Source organism: Ancylobacter dichloromethanicus, from assembly GCF_018390645.1.
GTDB classification, from domain to species: Bacteria; Pseudomonadota; Alphaproteobacteria; order Rhizobiales; family Xanthobacteraceae; genus Ancylobacter; species Ancylobacter dichloromethanicus.
The window spans coordinates 144,645-163,847 of record NZ_JAHBGC010000052.1; the positions used below are offsets into that span (position 1 = coordinate 144,645).

The window sequence follows — 19,203 nt, forward strand, 5'->3', positions numbered from 1 at the left end:
GGCGCGCCTTTTTCGTTTCAGAACCCGCTCTTTACCCTCGGATGGGTGTGCTCATGGGGGGGGCCCTGGTTGTGGACGTGATGCGCGCTGTCCTCGGCCACCGGGATCAGGCTGAGCGCGCCGTGCATCACCCCGCGCTCGAGGAACAGCGCCTGCGCATAGGCGGAGATGTCGCCGACCCATCCGCGCATCACCGTCACGTCGATCGAGGTCGTATGGTCCAGCGGCACTGACAGGGCGGAGATGGTCTGGTCGTGCCGGTCGAGCCGGCCCTGCGGCACGCGCGCGGCGAGGTTGCGCACCGACTGGTCGATGGCGCAACTGATGATGCCGAAACAGGGCGCCTGCGCCGGTCCGTCCGGGCGGGCGGAAAGGCCCCGCCGCACCAGATCGCGTATCGCCTCCGAGCGGCTGGTCGCGCCGGTTTCCTGCATGAACCCATCCAGCTCTCCGGCCAGTTCGTCGTCGATGGCGATGGTGATCCGCTGCATGGGCTGCTCCGTCAGGCGAAGGCGTCACGTTAGCACAGCAATTCCGGCCGGTGGCTCCCGCGCGGGCATCATTTGCGCTTGCCGCGTCGCCTCATCCACGAGTATGATTTTTTATAACGTAATTCATAACGCGAGGGATTGCCGCCCGCCATGTCCATCCCGGTCTCCGCTTCCTTCCATGCCGGTCGTGTCGCCGTCGCCGCTCTCTTCCTGCCGCTTTTCCCGCTGCCGGCTCTGGCACATTTCCAGCAGATCGTCCCCTCCGCCGACGTGCTGCCGGAGGGCGGCGAGGTCCGCGTGGACATGGTGTTCACCCATCCGGTCGAAGGCGGCCCGGTGATGGAGATGAAGAAGCCGGCCAAGATGGGCGTGCTCGCGGGCGGCAAGCCGGTGGACCTTCTCGATCGCCTCACGGAGAAGCCGGTCGATGGCAAGGCCGCCTGGTCGGTGACCTATGATCTGAAGGAGCCCGGCGCCGCGATCTTCTTCGTCGAGCCGCAGCCCTATTGGGAACCCTCGGAGGGCAAGTACATCGTCCATTATTCCAAGGTGATCGTCGACAGCTACGCCTCGGGCGAGGGCTGGGACGCTCTGGTCGGCCTGCCGGTGGAAATCCAGCCGTTGACCCGCCCGACCGGCCTGTGGACCGGTAATGTGTTCACCGGGGTCGTGCTGAAGGGCGGCGCGCCGGCGCCGTTCGCCGAGGTCGAGGTCGAGTTCATCAATGACGGCACGGTGAGGCCGCCGAACGACGCCTTCGTGACGCAGGTTCTGAAGGCCGACGCCAACGGCACCTTCACCTATGCGATGCCGCGCGCCGGCTGGTGGGGATTTGCCGCGCTGCTCGAAGGCGACAACATGATGATGTCGCCCGAGGGCAAGCAGGTGCCGGTCGAGGATGGCGCGCTGATCTGGGTGAAGGCCACCGACATGGATAAGACGGACGGCAAATAGGCGTCATGGCGCATATTCCCGACGGCATCCTGTCCGCTCCCGTCCTCATCGGCGGGGGCGTCGTCGCGGCGGCCGGCGTGGCGCTGGGACTGCGCCGTCTCGACGACCGGATGATCCCGCGCACGGCCATTCTCGCGGCGGCATTCTTCGCCGGGTCGCTGGTGGCGGTGCCGGTGGGGCCGGCCAGCGTCCATCTGCTACTGGCCGCACTGATGGGGATCATGCTCGGCACCGCCACCTTTCCCGCCGTTCTGGTGGCGCTGTTGCTGCAGGCGCTGCTGTTCGGCTTTGGCGGCCTCACCACGCTGGGGATCAATACGGTGAACATCGCGCTGCCGGGGGTGGTGTTCGGCATGATGCTGGGGCCGGTGATCCGCGCCACCGAAAGGCCCGCATTGCGCTTTGCGGCGGGGGCACTGGCCGGGGCGCTGGCGGTGCTGGGAACGGGGGGGCTCGTCGCCCTGTCGCTGTGGATGTCCTCGAGTGACTACACGCCCGTGGCCAGCGTGGTGATCGCCACCTATCTGCCGCTGGCGCTCGGCGAGGCTTTCGTAACCGCCGCCATCGTTTCCTTCCTCGCGCGGGTGCAGCCCGACGCGCTGCGGCCGGTGGCGCCGTGATCCGCCTGCTGCTGCCATTCCTGCTGGCGCTGGCCTTTGCCGGGCCGGCGCAGGCGCACAAGCTGAAGGTCTTCGCCACCGTCGAGGCCGGCGAGGCGAAGGGCTACGCCTTCTTCATCGGTGGCGGCCGCGCGGCGCAGACGCCGTGGCTGGCCAGGGACCCCGCCGGAGCCCGGATCGCCGAAGGCACGACGGACGCGGAGGGATGCTTCGCCTTCCCCGCGCCGCAGCCGCCCGCCGATGTCACCATCACCGTCGACACACGCGAGGGGCATGTCGCCTCCGCCACACTACCGGCGTCGCGGTTCGGAGGAGTCTCCGTCGCGACGGTCGCCGAAACCGGGCTTCCACCGGCCGGCCCGGCGCCTGGCGCCGCTCCCCTCGTGACCGACGCGCGCCTCGCCGCGCTGGTCGAGGCCGCCGTCCAGCGCCAGGTCGAGCCGCTGATGGAACAGATCGAGCAACTCGATTCGCGCCTTCGGCTCGCCGATGTGATGTCCGGTATCTTCCTCATCCTCGGCCTTGCCGGCATCGGGCTGTGGGCGCGCGGACGGCGCCGATGACGCTGCCGCAGGATCTGCGCCTCCGGCTCGTCGGCGCCTTTCTCGTCATCGCCAGCCTGTCGCAGCTGCGCACGCTTGCCGTGGCGGGGGCGGCACTCGCGGCAGTGATGCTTTTCGCGGCGTGGAGCCGGCCGGAGCCGCGATTGTGGCGGCGCCTCGTCCATGTCGAAGGCTTTCTTCTGCTTTTGTTCGCGACGCTTCCCTTCACCCTGCCGGGGCGTCCGCTGTTCACCTTCGGCCCGCTGACCGCCAGCGTCGAGGGTGTGGAGCGCGCCATGCTGATCGCCGCCAAGGTCTCCGCTTCGGTGCTGTTGCTGATGGCGATGCTGGGGTCGGTCGAGCCGGCTAGGCTCGGCTCCGCGCTGCGCGGGCTTTACGTGCCGGAGACAATGGTGCGGGTTTTCGTGCTCACCGCGCGCTATCTCGCGTTGATCCGCGACGAGGCCCGGCGGCTCCATGAGGCAATGGTGATGCGCGGTTTCCGGCCGCGCTCGAACCGCCACACCTGGCGCAGCTACGGACATCTGGTCGGGATGCTGCTGGTGCGGGCGCTCGCCCGCGCGCAGCGCGTGGAGGAGGCGATGCTGTGCCGCGGCTATGAGGGGCGTTTCCCCCGCCTCGGCCAGCCGGCCCCCGCGGCGCGGGACTGGGCCGGCTTCGGCGTCGCGGTCGCGCTCAGTGCCGCCGTCACGCTGGCGGACCGGCTATGAGTGCGCTGCTCGCGCTCGAAGGGGTGACAGTGGACCGGGATGGCGCCGCCGTCCTGCGGCAGGTCGACCTCCGGCTCGACCCCGGCGAGCGGCTGGCCATTGTCGGGCCCAACGGAGCCGGCAAGACGACGCTGCTGCGCACCCTTGTCGGGCTGGAGCGCCCCGCCGCCGGGCGGGTGCGCCTGTTCGGCAACGTGTGTGCGAGCGAGCGCGATTTCCGCGCCCTGCGCCCGCGCATCGGCTATCTGTTCCAGGACAGCGACGACCAGCTGTTCTGCCCGAGCGTGATCGAGGACGTCGCCTTCGGCCCGCTCAATCTCGGCTGCACCGAGGCGGAAGCCTTCGGCCGCGCCGAACAGGTGCTGGAGATGCTCGGCATCGGCGCGCTTGCCCCGCGCATCAGCCACCGTTTGTCCGGTGGCGAGAAGCGTCTGGTCTGCCTCGCCGGGCTGCTGGCGATGCGGCCCGACGTGCTGATGCTCGACGAGCCGACCAACGGCGTCGACGCCGAGAACGGGCGGCGGCTGCGCGCGGCGTTGCATGGCTTTCCCGGCGCGATGCTGCTGGTGTCGCATGATGACGGCTTCATCGCCGAACTGGCGAACCGGGCGATGGCGATCGAGAACGGCCGGCTTTCCCCGGCCGACATCCACACCCACCCGCACCGCCACACCCATTCGCACCCGCATATTCACGCGCGCGAAGGGTAGGCGTTACGTCCCCGACGAGTTAGCGGGCGAGCAGCACCTTCATTTCCTCGCGCAGCCGCTCCCCCAGCGACGAGACGCTGCCGGAGACCTGGCCGACCTGGCCCGCCGTCTGCAGGATCTTGCCGGAAATCCGCGAGACGCCGTCGATGCTCTGGCTCACCGACTCGTTGGTCGCCGTCTGTTCCTCGATGGCCGCCGACAGGTCGGTGAACACATGGCTCAGGTCGGCGACATTGTGGGTGATTTCCTCGACCGCCTTCGCCGCGTCGGTGCCGGCGCGCTGCACCGCCTCGACCTGGTGGTTGATGTCCTTGGTGGCGTTCGCCGTCTGCAGCGCGAGCTGCTTCACCTCGGAGGCGACCACCGCGAAGCCCTTGCCCGCCTCGCCCACCCGCGCCGCCTCGATGGCCGCGTTGAGGGCGAGCAGGTTGGTCTGCGAGGCGATGCGCTCGATCAGCGCCGAAATATTGCCGATGCGCTCGATGGTCTCCACCAGGCCGCCGACGAGGCCATTGGCGGAGGTCGCGCGGCCCGCCGCCTGCGACGTCATTGTCGCGGCGGAATGGATGTGCTGGCTCACCTCGCGGAACGAGACCGACATCTCCACCGCCGCCGCCGCCACCGAGGAACTCATCTGCTCGCTCTGGGTGGCGAGATCGTTGAGCTCGGCGCTCGCGTGCTCCATCGTCGAAGAGGTCTGGCTCATATCCTCGACCACCGAGGTGACGCTGTTGGCGACGTTCACCGCGTCGGTGACCAGCGCCCAGGTCAGCATCGGGCTGTCATAGCTCCCGTCCGGCGCCGTGAGCGCGGAAACCTTCAGGTCGAGCGTCTCGGGACCGACCTTGATCCTTGTATTGTGCGGCAGCCGGGAGACGTCCGAGAGCAGGCGCCGCTGCACCTCGGGGCATTTGTGGAAGATGTCGATCGAGGAGCCGATCAGTTCCGAAGCGGTGATCGGCAGGTGCTGTTCGATCCGCTGCAGGGTGTCGAGGCTGGTACGGTTGGCATAGTCGATGATGAAGCCGTCGCGATCGCAGGTCATGACGTTGATCGGCATCTGGTCGACCATCTGCCGCAACCGGCGATTGCGGGCGCGCTCGGTGGCGGCCTCGGTCTCGACGCTCCATACCACCTGGATCTGGCTGCACTCGCCACGCCCGTTGCGCATTGCCGCGACCGAGAAGTTCAGCGTCTCGCCACCCAGTTCGACCTCGGCCTGCAAAGGTGCGGCGGCGCCGGTCCAGCCGGGCGCGAGATCGAGCCCGAAAGCGTCCAGCGGCGCGCCGACGATCTTCTCCGGCGCCACCGGCAGCACATGGCGCAGCGTCGCCGCGAGGCTGAGCGCGCGCGCATTGGCGTAGGCGATCAGGCGCGTTTGCGGGTCGCAAACCAGCACAGCGACGGGCAGCGAGTCGAGCAGTGTGGCGTCGAAGGCCGGCATGCGCGACGGCCGCTTCAGGGGGTGGATTTGGGCGAGGCTCATGAAAGACTCCGGATGATGCCAATTGGCGGCACTATCGAGACCGGAGCTTGCGCGGGGCTAGAGGAGGCCGGCGGCGAGAGGAGGGTCGGGAGCGTCGGCGGCGGGCGCGCCGGGTTCCACCGCCGGCAGCAGGATGGTGAACTGCGCCCCGTCACCGACATTGGTGGCAGAGATTGCGCCGCCATATTCGCGGATGATGCCGAAGCTCACCGACAGGCCCAGCCCCGTCCCCTGTCCGGGCGCCTTGGTGGTGAAGAAGGGCTGGAAGATCTTCTCGATCACCTCCGTTGGGATGCCGCCGCCATTGTCGCGCACCGTGACGCTGGCATGGCGCCGCCCGTCGATCACCGCAGGGGCGAGGGCGATGTCGATCCGGCCGGCGACATCGGCCTCGCTCTCGCGGCGCGCCCCGATGGCGTCACGGGCGTTGAGCACCAGGTTGATCAACACCTGCTCCAGTTGCTCCTGGCCGCAGGGAACCTCGATGTCTTCCACACTCGTATCGGTGGAGAGTTCGATAGCGCCGAGCCGCATGTCGGTGCCGAGCACCTGCACCGTGCCGGCGATAGCCGCCAGGGCCGAACTCGGCTCGACGGTCGGCGTGCTGTGCCGCCCGAAGATGCGCATATGGTCGATGATGGCCTTCATGCGCGCGACCTGGCGGATGATGCGCTCCAGCTTCTCCGTGGTGTGCTGGCCCGGAGGGCCCTTGCGCAGCCCGGCCAGCGCGTTGCCGGCGGCGAGGCGGATGACCCCCAGCGGCTGGTTGATCTCATGGGCGAGGCCCGTCACCAGTTCGCCGAGCGAGGCCATTTTCGACATCTGGTAGAGCTTGTTCTGCTCCATCCGCTTGGCGGTCTCGTCCAGAGCGAACACGACGGCGGTGGGCATCTTGCCGTTCACGCCGCGCGGCTCCCGCTCGTCACGCTCCTCCAGCCGGGCCACGACGACCTCGACTTCGAATTCCGCGCCTTCCTGCGAGAAATGTTCGAGCGAGACGGAGGAATCACCGTCTTTCACGCGGGCCAGAAATTGAGGGGTGGCGACCCGCTCGCGGATCATCCGGGGAAGTTCTCCGGCTTCCTCCCGGCCGATCTGGGTAGTGCGGCCGTTTTCGATGTGCAGCACGGTGATGCCCGGCACGCGGCTGATGGCCTGGAGCACCTTGGCCTCGCGGTGTCGGGCGATCGCCTGCAATTCCTGCTCGCGGAACGCGCTCTGCAACTGCCAGTGGCGCAGCCCGAAGGCGGCGAGGGCAAGGAGGGTCAGTCCCAGGGCGACGGAGAGCCCCATCACCGCCAGGCGGAATCCGCTCGATTGCGCGGCAGTGAAGGCGTCGTCGGTGGCTACCAGCACAAGAAACGGATACCGGCTCGAATGTACGTAGTAGCCGCTCCGCCGGATGCCATCGGGCTCGCCGCCCGAATAGATGCCCTCGCTCAGCGTGTCCGGGGCCGGCAGATTCTCGAACAGCCTGGAGGCCGGCTGGCCGTCGAACTGGTCCGAGCCGGGGGCGACCGCGCGGATGATGCCGTCATTGCCGATGAGGGCGACCACGCCGCGCCCGTCGGGGCGCAGGCTGTCATAGAAGGAGATGAAGCTGGAAATCTCATAAGAGGCGACGAGCACGCCCACCAGCTTTCCGTCGATCCGCTTCAGCGCCTTGGAGAACTGGATCGACCAGGTGCCGCTGATACGGCCCTTTACCGGCTTGCTGAGGAAGATGTCGTTCTGCCAGGGTTCGCCCTTGAGGTGGACCTTTATGTGTTCACGGTCGGACAGGTCCATCATCTTGCCCGGCGCGGCGAGACTGCTCGCGATGAACTGGCCGGAGGCGTCGATGAAGGAGATCTGGATGACACCCTGCGGCGGCTTCAGCCCCTGTAGATAATCGAAGATCTCATCGGGCGTCAGGGAGGCGAAACCGGCGCTGAACCCGCCGAGGAAGGTTTCGACCGACTCCACCGTCCGGTCGAAATGCGAGGTCAGCGCCAGCGCCAATTTGCGCGAGGCGGCCGTCGAGAGGGTGGTCTCGTGCGAGGCGTGCAGCTTGAGCGTCAGATAGGCGAAGGTGGTGGGAAGGGCGAGCGCCAGCAGGCACAGCAGGGCCAAGGCAATGCGGCGCGGGCTTCCCTTCCACGCAGGATTGGGCGGTGGCGGCTCGAACGCTGGTGGCGGCGCTATTTCGGTGGCAGGCGTGTTCATGTCCGCGGCTTTGTGAGGATCGACGGTCAATCGTCGCCCGTCCGGTGCAGCGCCGGCTCAGCATTCGGCCGGCCCCTATCGTCTAGGTTGCGGAAAATGCCATGGCAATGCTGTACTTCTCGCTAGGTAAAATCCCCGAACGCGCCGCGCAAGACGAACCTCCGGCCAAAACGCTTCCGGTCAAACGCCACGTGCCTGGAGCGCTTAGCTATTGTTCTTACGCTCTTTCCTCTCGCGAGGTGTACTCATCTGCGCGAAAATGCTTCGTCGAAAATATGAGGCCACCGTCCCACGGCGTGCGGTTCCCGAACGCTGCCGCCGCGAAAATGCCAACCAGAATGGAGCGATCTTCGGCTTTCCCCGCCAGAATGGAGGCGATCGACCGCGTCCCGGGGCACATTTTGTGAGACCGTCCGGCGCCCGGAGGAGCCTTTCCCCGCACGCATAGGGAACGTGGTCATGCGTCTAGCCAAATTGGCTTGTCTTGCCTTGAGTCTCTGGATGGCCTGTCTCGGCGCTGCCCGCGCCGCCGGTCCGCTCGACCTCACCTTGCGCTGGCTGTCGAGCGAGGGAAAGGTTCTGGACGAGCGCAGCCTGTCGCTGGCCGATCTCGACCGGCTGGCGCAGACGCAGATCGACACGACCACGCCCTGGACCCAGGGCGCCCAGCGCTTCGCCGGTCCGTCCTTCGCGGTTCTCGCCGGTCTCGCTCGCGTGCCGACGGTCGAGGCCAGGGTGGTGGCGCTCAACGACTATGCCGCGACCATTCCCGCCGAGGACTGGCAGATGAATGGGGTGATCCTCGCCACGAGGCTCAATGGCGAGACGATGCGGGTGCGTGACAAGGGGCCTTACTGGGTGATGTACCCGATCGACCAGGGCGCGCTGTTCGGCCGGCAGGACTACCAGTCGCGGATGGTGTGGCAGGTGAAGTCCATTGATTTTCTTGCGCGATAGGCGAACCGCCGGTTTCATCGAGTTCGGGCTCATCGTCACCTGCGTGGTTCTGTTCGTCGCCACGGGGCTGCTCTACGTGTCGCAGGCCCGCCAGCAGGCGCTGCTGACCGCCACCGTCCGCTCGTCCGGCTGGGTCGCCTATCAGGGCCAGCTCGAATTCGTGAAGGCTGAGGCCGCCTTTTCCAAGGTGACGCCCGCCCCGACGGCGCAGGGGCTCGGCAACCTGCTGCTGCGGATGGAAATCCTGCGCTCGCGCCTGCCGCTGCTCTATGATTCGGACGAAGGGCGCGTATTGAGCGACGTCGTCGACACCAAGGGCCTGACGCAGCCGCTGGAGACGTTGCTCGATCAGGTTATCGCCGAGATCGAAACCCTCGATCCCGATGACGGCGCGACCACGCGCCGGCTGGAGGCGCTGCACGGGCGGCTTCTCCCGCTCGGCGAGGCCTTGCAACGCATACTCATGGAGTCGGTGGCCTATAATCAGGAGATCTTCCGCCGCGAACGTGCCGTCGCCGAGGCCCCGGAAGTCGTGTCCCTGGTGCTGCTGTTCATCACCGGCGGCTGCCTGGTCCTGCTCCTGCTGCTGCAGGGGCGGCGCGACCGGGTCCGCCTGCGCGAGATCGTCGACGCAAAGGCGGCGATCACGGCGATGGAGGAGAACCTGCGCGCCGTCATCCAGGCGGTGCCGGCCTGCGTGGCGGTGGTCGATCCCGACACCGGCCATGCGACCTTCATCAATTCGAATGCCGCCGCGCTGGTCGCCGCCACCCCGGACGATGCCGCCTGGCCCGGTTTCGTGCGCGCCGTGCGCGACGCGGCGGGGGAGCCCGTCGGCGGTTGCTGGGGCACGCTCACCATGGCCTATACCCGCAGCACCGGCGACATCGTCTCGCTGCGCGGGTCGATCTGCAGCGTGTTGTGGCAGCAGCGGCCGCAGCAACTCATCGTGCTCGCCGACACTACCCGCGTGCGCAGCGCCGAGCTCCAGGTCATGCAGGCCGCGAAGCTGGCGACGCTTGGCGAGATGGCAACCGCCATCGCCCACGAACTCAACCAGCCGCTGGCGGTGATCAAGATGGCGGTGGCCAATGCGCGCCGCCTGCTCGACCCGCTGCCGGGCGGCGAGGGTGTGATGGCGAAGCTGGAGCGCATCTCGGCGCAGGTCGACCGCGCCAAGCGCATCACCGATCAGGTGCGTCGCTATGGCCGCATGCCCTCCGAGCAATTGCAACCCTTCTCCCTCCGCCACGCGGTGGATCTCGCCGTCGGCTTCATCGCCGAGCAGTATCGGGCTGCCAATATCCGCCTGACCATCGACGCCAATGTGCCGATCGAGGCGCTGGTGCTCGGCGAACAGACCATGTTCGAGCAGGTGATTGTCAACTTGCTCATCAATGCACGCGACGCTTTCGATGCCGGCAGGGCCGGGTTGTGCGCCCGCCAGGTCACGCTGGCCTTGTACCGCGAGGGTGATCAGCTTGTCGTGTCGGTGGAGGACAATGCCGGGGGCGTCGCCGAGGATATGCTGCCCCGACTCTTCGAGCCGTTCGCCACCACCAAGCCGACGGAAAACGGCACCGGTCTCGGACTCTCTCTCGCCCGCAGTGTCGTGCGTGACATGAATGGGTCCATCTCGGTGCAGAATGTCGGGGGAGGCGCGCGCTTTCTTGTCCGGCTGCCATTGCTCCCCTCCGCCGAGGCCCGAGATGCCGCCTGAAGTCGCGAGACCCGTATCATGACCGAACCGCGGACGATGCTGATCTGCGATGACGAGGAGGAACTGGCGCACGAACTGGGGGAATATTTCACGTCCGCCGGCTGGGAGGTCGAGGTCTGCATCGCGGCGGCGGCGGCTATCGACCGCCTTCAGCGCTTCCCGGCGCCGCAGGTACTCATCACCGACCTGCGCATCGGCCCGGTGGATGGGCGGGAGGTGGTCGCCGCCGCCCGCGCGCTGCCGAAGGACGGGCCGCCGCCGATGATCGTCATCATTACCGGCCATGTGATGAACAGCGCGGTGGCCGCCGATTTCGACAGCGACACGCTGTGTGTCAAGCCGATCGATCCGGAAGAGCTCAGCGCCGCCATCGAGTCATTTCTGCGGTTGCCACCGACATGAAGCGCCAGCCGACACCAAGGGGCAGGGGAGTTCGGGTCAGGGGGGCGAATGGGTGAACGGCCGCGACGTAGACCTCAGCGGGTATTTCATATCTACTCAACGTCGACGGCGAACGGCAGCGTGACATTGGCCGGGTGTTTTCCAGGCGTGATATTCTCGGCCGCCGGGAAGTGATGCATGGCGGGTTGATGGTGGTTGCAGATCAAGTCGATGTGGCACGTGTCCTGCTCGTTGACGACGACCCGGACCTGCTTGCCGAGCTGAGCGAGGGGCTCACCGAGCTCGGGATCGCCAACATGACGGCGGACAACCCGGTGGTGGCGATTGACCTTGTGCAGCGCCACGAGCATTTGCAGGTGGTGGTGACCGACCTTCAGATGCCCCGCATCGACGGCATTGAGCTGATGCAGAAGCTGGCGCTGCTCGGGCGCAAGCGGCCGCTCGCCACCATCATCATCACCGGACACGCCTCGCTCGACCGCGCCGTAGGCGCGTTGCGGCTGAACGCGGTCGACTTCCTGCAGAAGCCGTTGCTGCCGGAGGAGGTCGCCCGGGCGGTCCGCCGCGCCCTGTCGCTGGTGGAGGACAGCCAGCGGCCGGCGAATGGGGCGGAGAAGCCGGCCGATGGGCCGAAGGGGCGGTCGAATTATCTGCGGACGCTGGTGGCTTCGCGCGCCGACCGCGATTCGATCTTCCAGTCGGACCTGTTCTCGGATCCCGCCTGGGAGATGCTGCTCGATCTCGCCGTCGCCGAGGCGACGGGCCGGCCGATCTCGGTGACCAGCCTGTGCATCGCTTCCGGCGCGCCGACCACCACCGCCCTGCGCCGCATCGACGAACTGCGCGAGGCCGGCCTGATCGAGCGCCGGGCGGACCCGGCGGATCGCCGGCGCATCCTGGTGGAACTCACGGAAACGGGTCGCCGGCGCATGGAAAGCTTCGTCAAGCGCCAGGCGGAGCGCCTCGGCCTGCCGCTGGACTGAGCCGGCGGACGGGTGTCCCTGGCCAGGCGCTTTCAGCCGATGAACTGGTAGCCGAGATAGCGCTTGGCGTCGATCACGTCATGGCCCAGCTTCAGGCGCAACTTCTTGCGCAGCTTGCTCATGTGACCCTCGACGACGCTCTCGTCGACCTCGTCGTTGAAGATGCCGTAGATGGTGTTGAAGATCTGCGTCTTCGTCACCCGCCGCCGGCTGTTCTTCACCAGGAATTCCAGAATGTGCCGCTCGCGGCGCGGCAGCGGCAGCGGCTCGCCGTCGATCTCGGCGTCACGGCCATCGAAGAAGACCTTTAGGCCGCTGGCTGCTTCCGGCGAGGCGGGAGTGGCGTGGACGCGGCGCCAGATCGCGTCGGTGCGGGCCACGATCTCGCGGACGTGGACCGGCTTGCGAACCACATCGTCGATGCCGGCGGTGAACAGTTCCAACGTCTGGTTGAGGTTCTTCTGGTCGCTCAGCGCCAATATCGGCGCGCGGCTGTGCGAACGGATCATTTCTGGGTAGACCGGGCGCCGATCGAAGTCACCGAGAAGAAAACCCTCGACGGCGGCGATGTCGTTATCGGAGGCGCTGCCTATCCATTCCTTGAATTCACCCTCGTTCACGCCGAAACTGGAAAAACCCTCGTGTGAAAATGACGAGACGTAACTTTCGGAAACAGTAGAACGATCGTCGACGATAACATACATGCCAGTGGCTCCCCTGCCTTCCAGCCACGGTGACACCGAAGACCTTGAGTCTCTCTGTCCGAAGCCGGCATGAGGGGATTGATATTTTCGCAATTATATCCACTCAAGCGGAGTTCCTTCGGGGTTGGATGGAGTTCCGATCCAAAATGGAGCGATGCCGGGCGGGGGCACCAAAAGCAAAAAACGCCCGCCGGCGGACCGGCGGGCGTCAAGTTGGGGAGTGAGAGCAACCTTCGGGCGTGCTTGACAGGTTTCCCGGAAAGATGGTCAGCCCGGCGAGCGGGATCGCCCACCAGGCCCTTCCGGGACGAAGCTCATATTGGCGTTTCCAAGCCGGCACTCAGGCGTCGAAGACCGTCTCGATCTTGCTCTTCAGCGTCTGGGCGTTGAAGGGTTTGACAATGTAGTTGTTCACGCCGGCTTTCTTAGCGGCGATCACGTTCTCGGACTTCGCCTCGGCCGTGATCATGATGAACGGCAGGGCGTTGAGGTTGGCGTCGTCGCGCACCTGCTTGAGAAGTTCGTACCCCGTCATCGGCTCCATGTTCCAGTCGGAGATGACAAGGCCGTAGGCCCGCTCCTTGAGCTTGGTCAAGGCTTCCGAGCCATCGGCTGCCTCATCCACGTCCTCGAATCCGATCTGCTTCAGCAGGTTTCGAATGATCCGGACCATGGTCTTATAATCATCGACCACGAGGACCGGCATCGACAAATCCACGGCCATGCTGTGCTCCGTTCTCCGCTGATGCGCATTTATGCCCGGCGAAATCCGCCGTTTTCATCATCTGATCTTTCCTACGCGATGCTTGTGTGAAGCTTGCAAGGTTAAATCCGGGGTACTAGGCGACATATCTCCTTGGATATATAAAGGATGTCGATCCAATACTTATGATAACTGGAGTGTATCCATGCGCCGCCCCTTTCGTATAGAGGCCAGTGATGTTCACGTGGCGGAGCCGTCATCGGTTTCGGCGCCGGGCATGGTATCGGCCCAGATCAACCGCGTTCTCGAAGAGTTGCAGGAACTGCGTGGCGTCATCGCACGCTTCGATAGCCTGGAGCCGCGTTCCGCGTGCTCCATGCATTCGATGCGGATGGACGTGGAATCGATCCGTCAGGCGATTGACAACACCAAGACCGAACTCGCGCAGTTGAAGGCTGGCGGCGGCCGTGGCGCGCGTTTCGACCGCGCGACGGACGAGCTTCACGCGGTAGTGGCCGACACCGAGGCGGCGACGGAGGACATTCTCCAGATGGCCGAGAACATCGACGGCGCCGCCGTCTCCCTCATCGCGGAGCTGGAGGGAAGCCAGAAGGCCGCCGCGCAGGCGGTTCACAGCTATGCCACCCGCATCTTTGAAGCCTGCAATTTCCAGGACATTTCCGGGCAGCGTATCCGCAAGGTGGTTGACCTGATGGTCTTCATCGAGGAGCGGGTCCAGCGCATGTCATCGATCTGGGGTGGCCAGGAAGAGGTTACCCGGATCGCCGGCGATATCGCCACCGAGCGCAGCGGCGACGAGGCGCTGCTGAATGGTCCGGCGCTCGCCCAGGATGAAGACGTCGTCTCTCAGGACGACATCGACTCACTGTTCGCCTGAGATCAGCCGCAGAAGGCGCGCGACTGGTCGGTCCAGCTGCCAAAGCCGGACCGCACCAGATTGCGGATGACGGCGCAGACATATTTCTTCTGAGCCGGATCATTGTTCGGCCCGGCATTGTAGCGGGCCGCCGCCATAGTCCAGTTGCCATGCTGGCGCTTGAGCGTTGCCAGGAAGCGAGCGGCGTAGTCGACGTTCCGCTCCGGCTCGAACATCTGGGCGACCGAATCGAACTGGTCGCCGTGCCAGCGATAATTGATCTGCATGCAGCCAAGGTCGACCAGCTTGATGCCGCGTCGCACGAAGTCGGCGAGCTTGCGTTCGCCGTCGGCCAGGCTGTTCGCGACATAGCTCTCGCCACCGCCATTCATCGCCAGGGGCTGCAGCGTGCCGTTGCCTCCGGTTTCGGTGAGGCCGACGGCGTAGAGGATGGCGAGCGGCACGTCGTGGCGCGCTGCGGCGCGCTCCATCGCCGCCTCGCAGGCTCCGAGCTGCCCGGTCTGCGCCGGTGCGATCGCCGCGACGGTGCTACTCAGCAGGGTCGCCGTCAGCAGCGAAATCCGACGGATGCTCATTCGGTTGCCTCCTGCGGCGCGTGTCGGAATCCGAGCCTTCCGCCTCCGGCTTTTCCGGTGCGGTGGGGTCGGCGTTGAGATTGCCAGGGGCGTCGTAGCCCGTCAGGCCGGCCGGCATGCCGTGCCGACCGATGGACAGTTCCGGCGGCATGTCATCCGGCCCGGCCAGGCTGGCGAGCAGCAGCGCCCGGTCCTGCTCAAGCAGCCGTGCTGTTTCGGCGCGGGCGGCGTTCACCTGTATTTCCAGCCCGTTGCGCCCGGTGCGCAGGCGGACCGTGACGAGGCCCAGCTCCAGCGGATGAAGCTGAATTTCCAGCACGCGCACGGGGCCACGTGCGGCGGCGGTCTCAGGCCCGTTTGGGGCGGCCGAGCCGATGCGCACGGCTTCGGCTATCACCGTGGCCACCTGCATCGCCGGCGAGCTGGAGGGCGGCGACCCCATGCCGGCGGCCGGGGGCGAGACACTCGTTGTCGGCGCGGGCGGGAGTGCCGCCGCTTCGGGTGAGGGAGGTGGCGGAACGTGGGCGGTCTTTTCTCCCGCCTCGCCAGCGGCCGGCGCCAGGATATGGCGTGTCGCGACCGTGTCGCTGCGCGCCTCCTGCTCGGCGGGCGCTGGACGGCTCCCCGCATCGTGTGTGCCATGCCTACCGGTGGCAGCCGGCGCGGCTCGGGCCGGCGTTTCGGCTGGCGGAACATTGCCGGGGATCGTCAGGGCGGGGCGGGCATCCGATGATGGCGGCTTTGGAGCAACGATGCCCGGCTGCGCGGCCTTGGCGGAAACCTGGTCGACCGAAACCTGGTCGGCGGAACCCCGGCGCACCGTGTCCTCCGTCACCGTGGCCGCCATAACGGTGTCGGTCGGCCGCGTGTCCGCCGACGGCGTGTCGGCCAACCGCCTCTCAGGGGGATTTCCGGCTGTTGCCCGGAGCGGCGCGCCTTCCTGCGGGAGGACCGGGGCGAAATGGGTCTCGCGCAGCACGATCCGGGCGCGCGGGAGCGACGCAGACGCTTCGGGAACGCTCCGGGTGATGACAGGATCGGCCCCCTCCGGCATGCCGCGACGCTTCGGGTCCTCCTGAGGCGGCAGCACGGCATCGGCCATTGGCGCTGGCGCGATCATGGCCGGCACGCTGGGCGTCAGCACTGCGGCGTCGTCGGCGGCGGAGCCGGGCCGCTCTTGTGCGGGGAGTTCTTTCGCCAAGGCGATGTCTGTGCGGTCCTTCAGATGCAGGAGCGCGCGCGCGCGCTCGAGCACGGCGGGACGGCCGTCGGCCGGCGGCTCAGCCGATGCGTCGTCGCCCGTCCGGTCGGTGGCCGCCTCCTTCGCCACTTTGGGCTCGCGGGGAATATCTTCCTCGGCACCTCGTGGAGAGGGGTGGTCTGCCGGCGCCTGCCCGTGGCGGCCGGTGAGGGCATCGAGTTCCGCCAGCAGGTCGCCGAACTCTCCGGAGCTGGCCGCGCGGTCGGGGCGCGGCTGTTCGCCCTCAGCGGCGCCGGACGGCTGGGGAAAGCGAAGGATGACGGGAATCATAAGGGCTTCTCCCCGAACAACTGGTCGACACCACTGAGCGCCGCCTGCGCCTTGGCGAGGATGGCCGGCGCAGTGTCATCCCCCGCGGCGTCGGGCGCCTGCGGCTCGGTGGCGCGCCCGGCGATCACCTCAACGTCGGCCGCGCCGGAGATCGCGCGAGCGACTGCGCGCGCCGAACCGAGCAGGCGCCGGTCTTCCGTCGAGAGCCGGTCGGGCGCGATGGTCGCAAGCTCGGCGTCGGCCGCCTCGCAATCCTGCGCCGAGGCGGCCTGGGCCGCAGCGCGGTAGAGCCGGGCCCGGTCGGCATCCAGGCTGCCGATCGGTGCCGTCGCTAACACGCGCTCGGCGGCCATGGCGGCGGCGGCGGTCTTGCCCAGGGTGATCGACGCCTGCGCCACCATCAGCGCGATTTCGCGGCGGCTTTCCGGCTCCAGCGGGGCGAGGAGATCGTCGAGGCGGTGAAATTCCTCGGCATTGTCCATGAACGTCATCCGGGTCAGTGCGGCGGCGAAGCGCTGGCGGAAATTGCCGGCATAGACGGAGTGGCGGAAACGGGCGAGGTAGCTCGCGCTGAGGCGTTCGAACGTGGCGATGTCGTTGGCCTGGGCGGCGAGGAAAATCGCCCGGCGCAGCGCGGCTTCCTCGATCAGCGCCCCCGGCGCGACAAGGCGGGCCCGGCCGAGCAGCTCGGCGGAACGGGCGGGGTCCCGGCGCACCCAGAGCGCGGCCTGCGCCAGCGCGACCTGGCCGGCGAGGCTGGCCGGCAGGGTGCGGACGTCGATCTCGCCGAGGTCCTTCAGCGCCTCGGCCTCGCGGCCTTCGAGATAGGCGAGGCTGCCGCGCACCAGTCGCTCATCGATGTTCGGCGGCACCCCCTTGGCGAGTACGGCACGCATGGCGCCCGGCCCCCCGCCGCTGAGGGCGAAAACCACGAGCGCCCTCGCATTGAGGCCATCACGCCATGCCTCGCCATCCGCCGCCCGGAAGCTCCGGTCGATCTTGGCGATCAGCGCGTTCTGCACCGTCACCGCATCGGCCGTGCCGCTGGCCATCCGGTCCTGCAGCCGCTGCAGCTCGCGCACCTCGCGGTAGAGCGGAGGGGCGGGGACGGCGGGCTCGACACCCTTGCCGGCGTCCGCCTTCGACTCGGGTTCGTTGGCGAAGGCAGGGGGGAACAGGGTGTTCAGCGGCGCGTCGAGGAGGTCCCAGATATCGCTTTCCGGGCGGAGCCGCAGGAACGTGCCGCCATGGCCGGAGACACGGGGCGCCTCGGCAGGGACGTCCACGAGCGCGCCCGGGGCAGCGGGCATCCCGACGGGCGCCGCCACCTGGGCCACCGACGCTTGCTTTTCCGCGATTTGGCCCGGCGCGGTCGGTGCCGCTACCGTCGGCACGGCCGCTTCCTCGCCATCAGCGGCGGGTGCAGGCTCCGGCGTCACCGGCAAACCCGAAGCTGCCGTGTCGGTCTGGCTGGGCACGGCAATGGACGGCAGGTTGGTCGGCCGCGGCAGGGGCATCGGCACCGCCCCGGTCCGTTGTCTCGGCGCTGGGGCCGCTCGGCTCGGCGCGGCCCTCGGATTCGGCGGACCGCCCGCCGGTGTGAGAGCCGGGATTGAAGTGGCCTCCAGTGCCCGGACGTCACCCCAGGGGTCCTGCTGGGCCTGGAGTGGCGCAGGCCCCAGGAGCAGCGTCGAAACAGCGGCCGCACCGGCGACCAGGTGCCTGCTGGGAAAGCGCCTCATTCCGGCGTCTCCCTGAGCACGATCTCGATGCGGCGGTTCTCCGGCGCGTTCGGGTCGACGGAATTCTTGAGGGCGCGGTCGGCGTAACCTTCGATCTTGCGGACACGCAGATCGTCAAGGCCACCGCGAACCAGCATGTAATGGGTGATGTTCGCCCGCGCGGCGGAGAGTTGCCAATTGTCGTAGCTCGGCGACCGGAACGGTCGCGCATCGGTATGGCCGCGAATGATCACGTCGCCCGGCCGGGCCTGCAGCGTCCCCGCGATCCGGCCCATTGCCTGCACGAGCCGAGCGTCCGGGACCGCCGAGCCGATCGGGAACATGGCGAAGTCGATGTCGTCGGTGAGACTGATGACCGTGCCTTCGGCGGTCCGGCGCACCTCGATCCGGGGTCCCGGAGCCGTTCCCATGACGCTGGCGACCTCCGCCCGGAGCTCCCGTTCGAGCTGGCGGGCGGTGTCGGTCGTGGTGGCGTCACCCTTGCCGTTGTTCTCGCTGGACGGAGGGGCGAGCATGGCGGCGGTGTCGGGTGCCGCATCGGCCTTCGCGTCGGGGTTGGCCGCGGCCGGCCCGGTGTCAGCGGGCCCTGCGGTGGCCGGCGTCACTGTTGTATCGGGGGGCGCCGGCGCGTCGAGGCGGGCGGCACCGGCATCGGGACGCTGCCCCTGGCGGGCGGTGATTCCCCGCGTCGCGGGCGTCGGCGCCAGCGCCTTGCGGTTCGAGGTCATCTGCCAGTAGACCGGGTCGAACGGATCGCGGTGCGCGTCGCCGCTGCCCGAACCGGGCACGCCATTGGCGCCGATCGCGGTATCGGCGGAGGTTGGCGCGTCGGGCGGCAGGTCGGCAACGATCTCGGCCAGCACCGCGTAGGGGTCCTGGAACAGAGCCTTCTCCCGTGGCCCCTGCTGCATGTCGTCGCCGGGCCCCGGCTTTTCGCCGGAGGCCTTCTGCAGCGAGGTCATCTCCTCGCCCTCTTCCGAAGTGCCGGCGTCCTTTACATCTTTCGGATCTTCGAGTCCCCGGCGCTCGCTGACGCTCTGGGCGAGGTCCATCGGATTGAAATAGGCGGCGATACCGGTCCGGACCTCCGCGTCGGTGGCGTTGATCAGCCACATGATCAGGAAGAACGCCATCATCGCCGTCATGAAGTCGGCATGCGCGACCTTCCAGGCGCTCGAATGATGCTCGTGCTCCTCGTCCTCCATCCGCTTGATGATGATCAGTTCATGAGATTCGGGTGCCGCCATGA

19 protein-coding genes are annotated in these 19,203 nt (G+C 67.6%); 10 read left to right on the forward strand and 9 right to left on the reverse strand.

Features of this window, described 5'->3' with window-relative positions:
* Positions 1-17 precede the first annotated feature (17 nt).
* Complete coding sequence (gene nikR / locus KHC23_RS21830; RefSeq protein WP_213375723.1) at positions 18-491, reverse strand: nickel-responsive transcriptional regulator NikR; 474 nt, start codon at positions 489-491, stop codon at positions 18-20.
* A 150-nt stretch (positions 492-641) separates the two neighbouring features.
* Here nikR and KHC23_RS21835 point away from each other — a divergent pair, with 150 nt between their 5' ends.
* From KHC23_RS21835 to KHC23_RS21855, 5 genes are read left to right on the forward strand one after another with little or no spacing between them, the layout of a single operon-like run.
* The gene (locus tag KHC23_RS21835; protein ID WP_213375725.1) at positions 642-1,445 is read left to right on the forward strand and encodes a DUF4198 domain-containing protein; all 804 of its coding nucleotides are present in this window, start codon (positions 642-644) and stop codon (positions 1,443-1,445) included.
* Positions 1,446-1,450: 5 nt separating this feature from the next.
* Positions 1,451-2,065 carry a cobalt transporter CbiM gene (cbiM, locus tag KHC23_RS21840; protein WP_213375727.1) on the forward strand — a complete coding sequence of 205 codons (615 nt, stop codon included), beginning with the start codon at positions 1,451-1,453 and terminating at the stop codon, positions 2,063-2,065.
* Complete coding sequence (locus tag KHC23_RS21845) at positions 2,062-2,628, forward strand: cobalamin biosynthesis protein CbiL (protein WP_213375729.1); 567 nt, start codon at positions 2,062-2,064, stop codon at positions 2,626-2,628. The genes cbiM and KHC23_RS21845 overlap by 4 nt, the downstream gene beginning before the upstream one ends.
* Positions 2,625-3,338 carry a cobalt ECF transporter T component CbiQ gene (gene cbiQ / locus KHC23_RS21850; protein WP_246544853.1) on the forward strand — a complete coding sequence of 238 codons (714 nt, stop codon included), beginning with the start codon at positions 2,625-2,627 and terminating at the stop codon, positions 3,336-3,338. The genes KHC23_RS21845 and cbiQ overlap by 4 nt, the downstream gene beginning before the upstream one ends.
* Positions 3,335-4,048, forward strand: coding sequence for an energy-coupling factor ABC transporter ATP-binding protein (locus tag KHC23_RS21855; RefSeq protein ID WP_213375733.1), 714 nt, complete (start codon positions 3,335-3,337; stop codon positions 4,046-4,048). The genes cbiQ and KHC23_RS21855 overlap by 4 nt, the downstream gene beginning before the upstream one ends.
* A gap of 19 nt (positions 4,049-4,067) precedes the next feature.
* Here KHC23_RS21855 and KHC23_RS21860 read toward each other — a convergent pair whose 3' ends face one another.
* Together KHC23_RS21860 and KHC23_RS21865 are read right to left on the reverse strand one after the other, a co-directional pair.
* The gene (locus KHC23_RS21860) at positions 4,068-5,534 is read right to left on the reverse strand and encodes a methyl-accepting chemotaxis protein (protein WP_213375735.1); all 1,467 of its coding nucleotides are present in this window, start codon (positions 5,532-5,534) and stop codon (positions 4,068-4,070) included.
* A gap of 57 nt (positions 5,535-5,591) precedes the next feature.
* Positions 5,592-7,739: an ATP-binding protein gene (locus tag KHC23_RS21865; protein WP_213375737.1), complete on the reverse strand. Its 2,148-nt coding sequence runs from the start codon at positions 7,737-7,739 to the stop codon at positions 5,592-5,594.
* 501 nt (positions 7,740-8,240) lie between these two features.
* Here KHC23_RS21865 and KHC23_RS21870 point away from each other — a divergent pair.
* From KHC23_RS21870 to KHC23_RS21885, 4 genes are all read left to right on the forward strand, one after another.
* The gene (locus KHC23_RS21870) at positions 8,241-8,696 is read left to right on the forward strand and encodes a putative pterin-binding protein (protein WP_246544854.1); all 456 of its coding nucleotides are present in this window, start codon (positions 8,241-8,243) and stop codon (positions 8,694-8,696) included.
* The gene (locus tag KHC23_RS21875; protein WP_246544855.1) at positions 8,686-10,416 is read left to right on the forward strand and encodes a sensor histidine kinase; all 1,731 of its coding nucleotides are present in this window, start codon (positions 8,686-8,688) and stop codon (positions 10,414-10,416) included. Before KHC23_RS21870 ends, KHC23_RS21875 begins: the two co-directional genes overlap by 11 nt.
* A gap of 18 nt (positions 10,417-10,434) precedes the next feature.
* On the forward strand, positions 10,435-10,818 hold the full coding sequence (locus KHC23_RS21880) for a response regulator (RefSeq protein WP_246544856.1): 384 nt from the start codon (positions 10,435-10,437) through the stop codon (positions 10,816-10,818).
* A gap of 212 nt (positions 10,819-11,030) precedes the next feature.
* Positions 11,031-11,801, forward strand: coding sequence for a response regulator (locus KHC23_RS21885; protein WP_271188562.1), 771 nt, complete (start codon positions 11,031-11,033; stop codon positions 11,799-11,801).
* A gap of 32 nt (positions 11,802-11,833) precedes the next feature.
* Here KHC23_RS21885 and KHC23_RS21890 read toward each other — a convergent pair whose 3' ends face one another.
* On the reverse strand, positions 11,834-12,505 hold the full coding sequence (locus KHC23_RS21890; RefSeq protein WP_213375902.1) for a response regulator transcription factor: 672 nt from the start codon (positions 12,503-12,505) through the stop codon (positions 11,834-11,836).
* A 340-nt stretch (positions 12,506-12,845) separates the two neighbouring features.
* Entirely contained in the window at positions 12,846-13,229 is a 384-nt protein-coding gene (locus KHC23_RS21895) for a response regulator (protein ID WP_213375743.1), read from the reverse strand.
* A gap of 184 nt (positions 13,230-13,413) precedes the next feature.
* On the opposite strand from KHC23_RS21895, the gene KHC23_RS21900 reads away from it, so the two are divergent.
* Complete coding sequence (locus tag KHC23_RS21900) at positions 13,414-14,106, forward strand: protein phosphatase CheZ (protein WP_213375745.1); 693 nt, start codon at positions 13,414-13,416, stop codon at positions 14,104-14,106.
* A gap of 2 nt (positions 14,107-14,108) precedes the next feature.
* Here KHC23_RS21900 and KHC23_RS21905 read toward each other — a convergent pair whose 3' ends face one another.
* The 4 genes from KHC23_RS21905 to KHC23_RS21920 are packed head-to-tail and all read right to left on the reverse strand — an operon-like array spanning position 14,109 to position 19,201.
* Positions 14,109-14,681, reverse strand: coding sequence for a transglycosylase SLT domain-containing protein (locus KHC23_RS21905; protein WP_213375747.1), 573 nt, complete (start codon positions 14,679-14,681; stop codon positions 14,109-14,111).
* Positions 14,635-16,212 carry a flagellar hook-length control protein FliK gene (gene fliK / locus KHC23_RS21910; protein WP_213375748.1) on the reverse strand — a complete coding sequence of 526 codons (1,578 nt, stop codon included), beginning with the start codon at positions 16,210-16,212 and terminating at the stop codon, positions 14,635-14,637. Before fliK ends, KHC23_RS21905 begins: the two co-directional genes overlap by 47 nt.
* Positions 16,209-17,954 carry a hypothetical protein gene (locus KHC23_RS21915; RefSeq protein WP_213375750.1) on the reverse strand — a complete coding sequence of 582 codons (1,746 nt, stop codon included), beginning with the start codon at positions 17,952-17,954 and terminating at the stop codon, positions 16,209-16,211. Before KHC23_RS21915 ends, fliK begins: the two co-directional genes overlap by 4 nt.
* A complete protein-coding gene (locus KHC23_RS21920; protein ID WP_213375752.1) occupies positions 17,951-19,201 on the reverse strand; it encodes a MotB family protein in 1,251 nt (416 codons plus the stop codon). The genes KHC23_RS21915 and KHC23_RS21920 overlap by 4 nt, the downstream gene beginning before the upstream one ends.
* Positions 19,202-19,203: the final 2 nt, after the last annotated feature.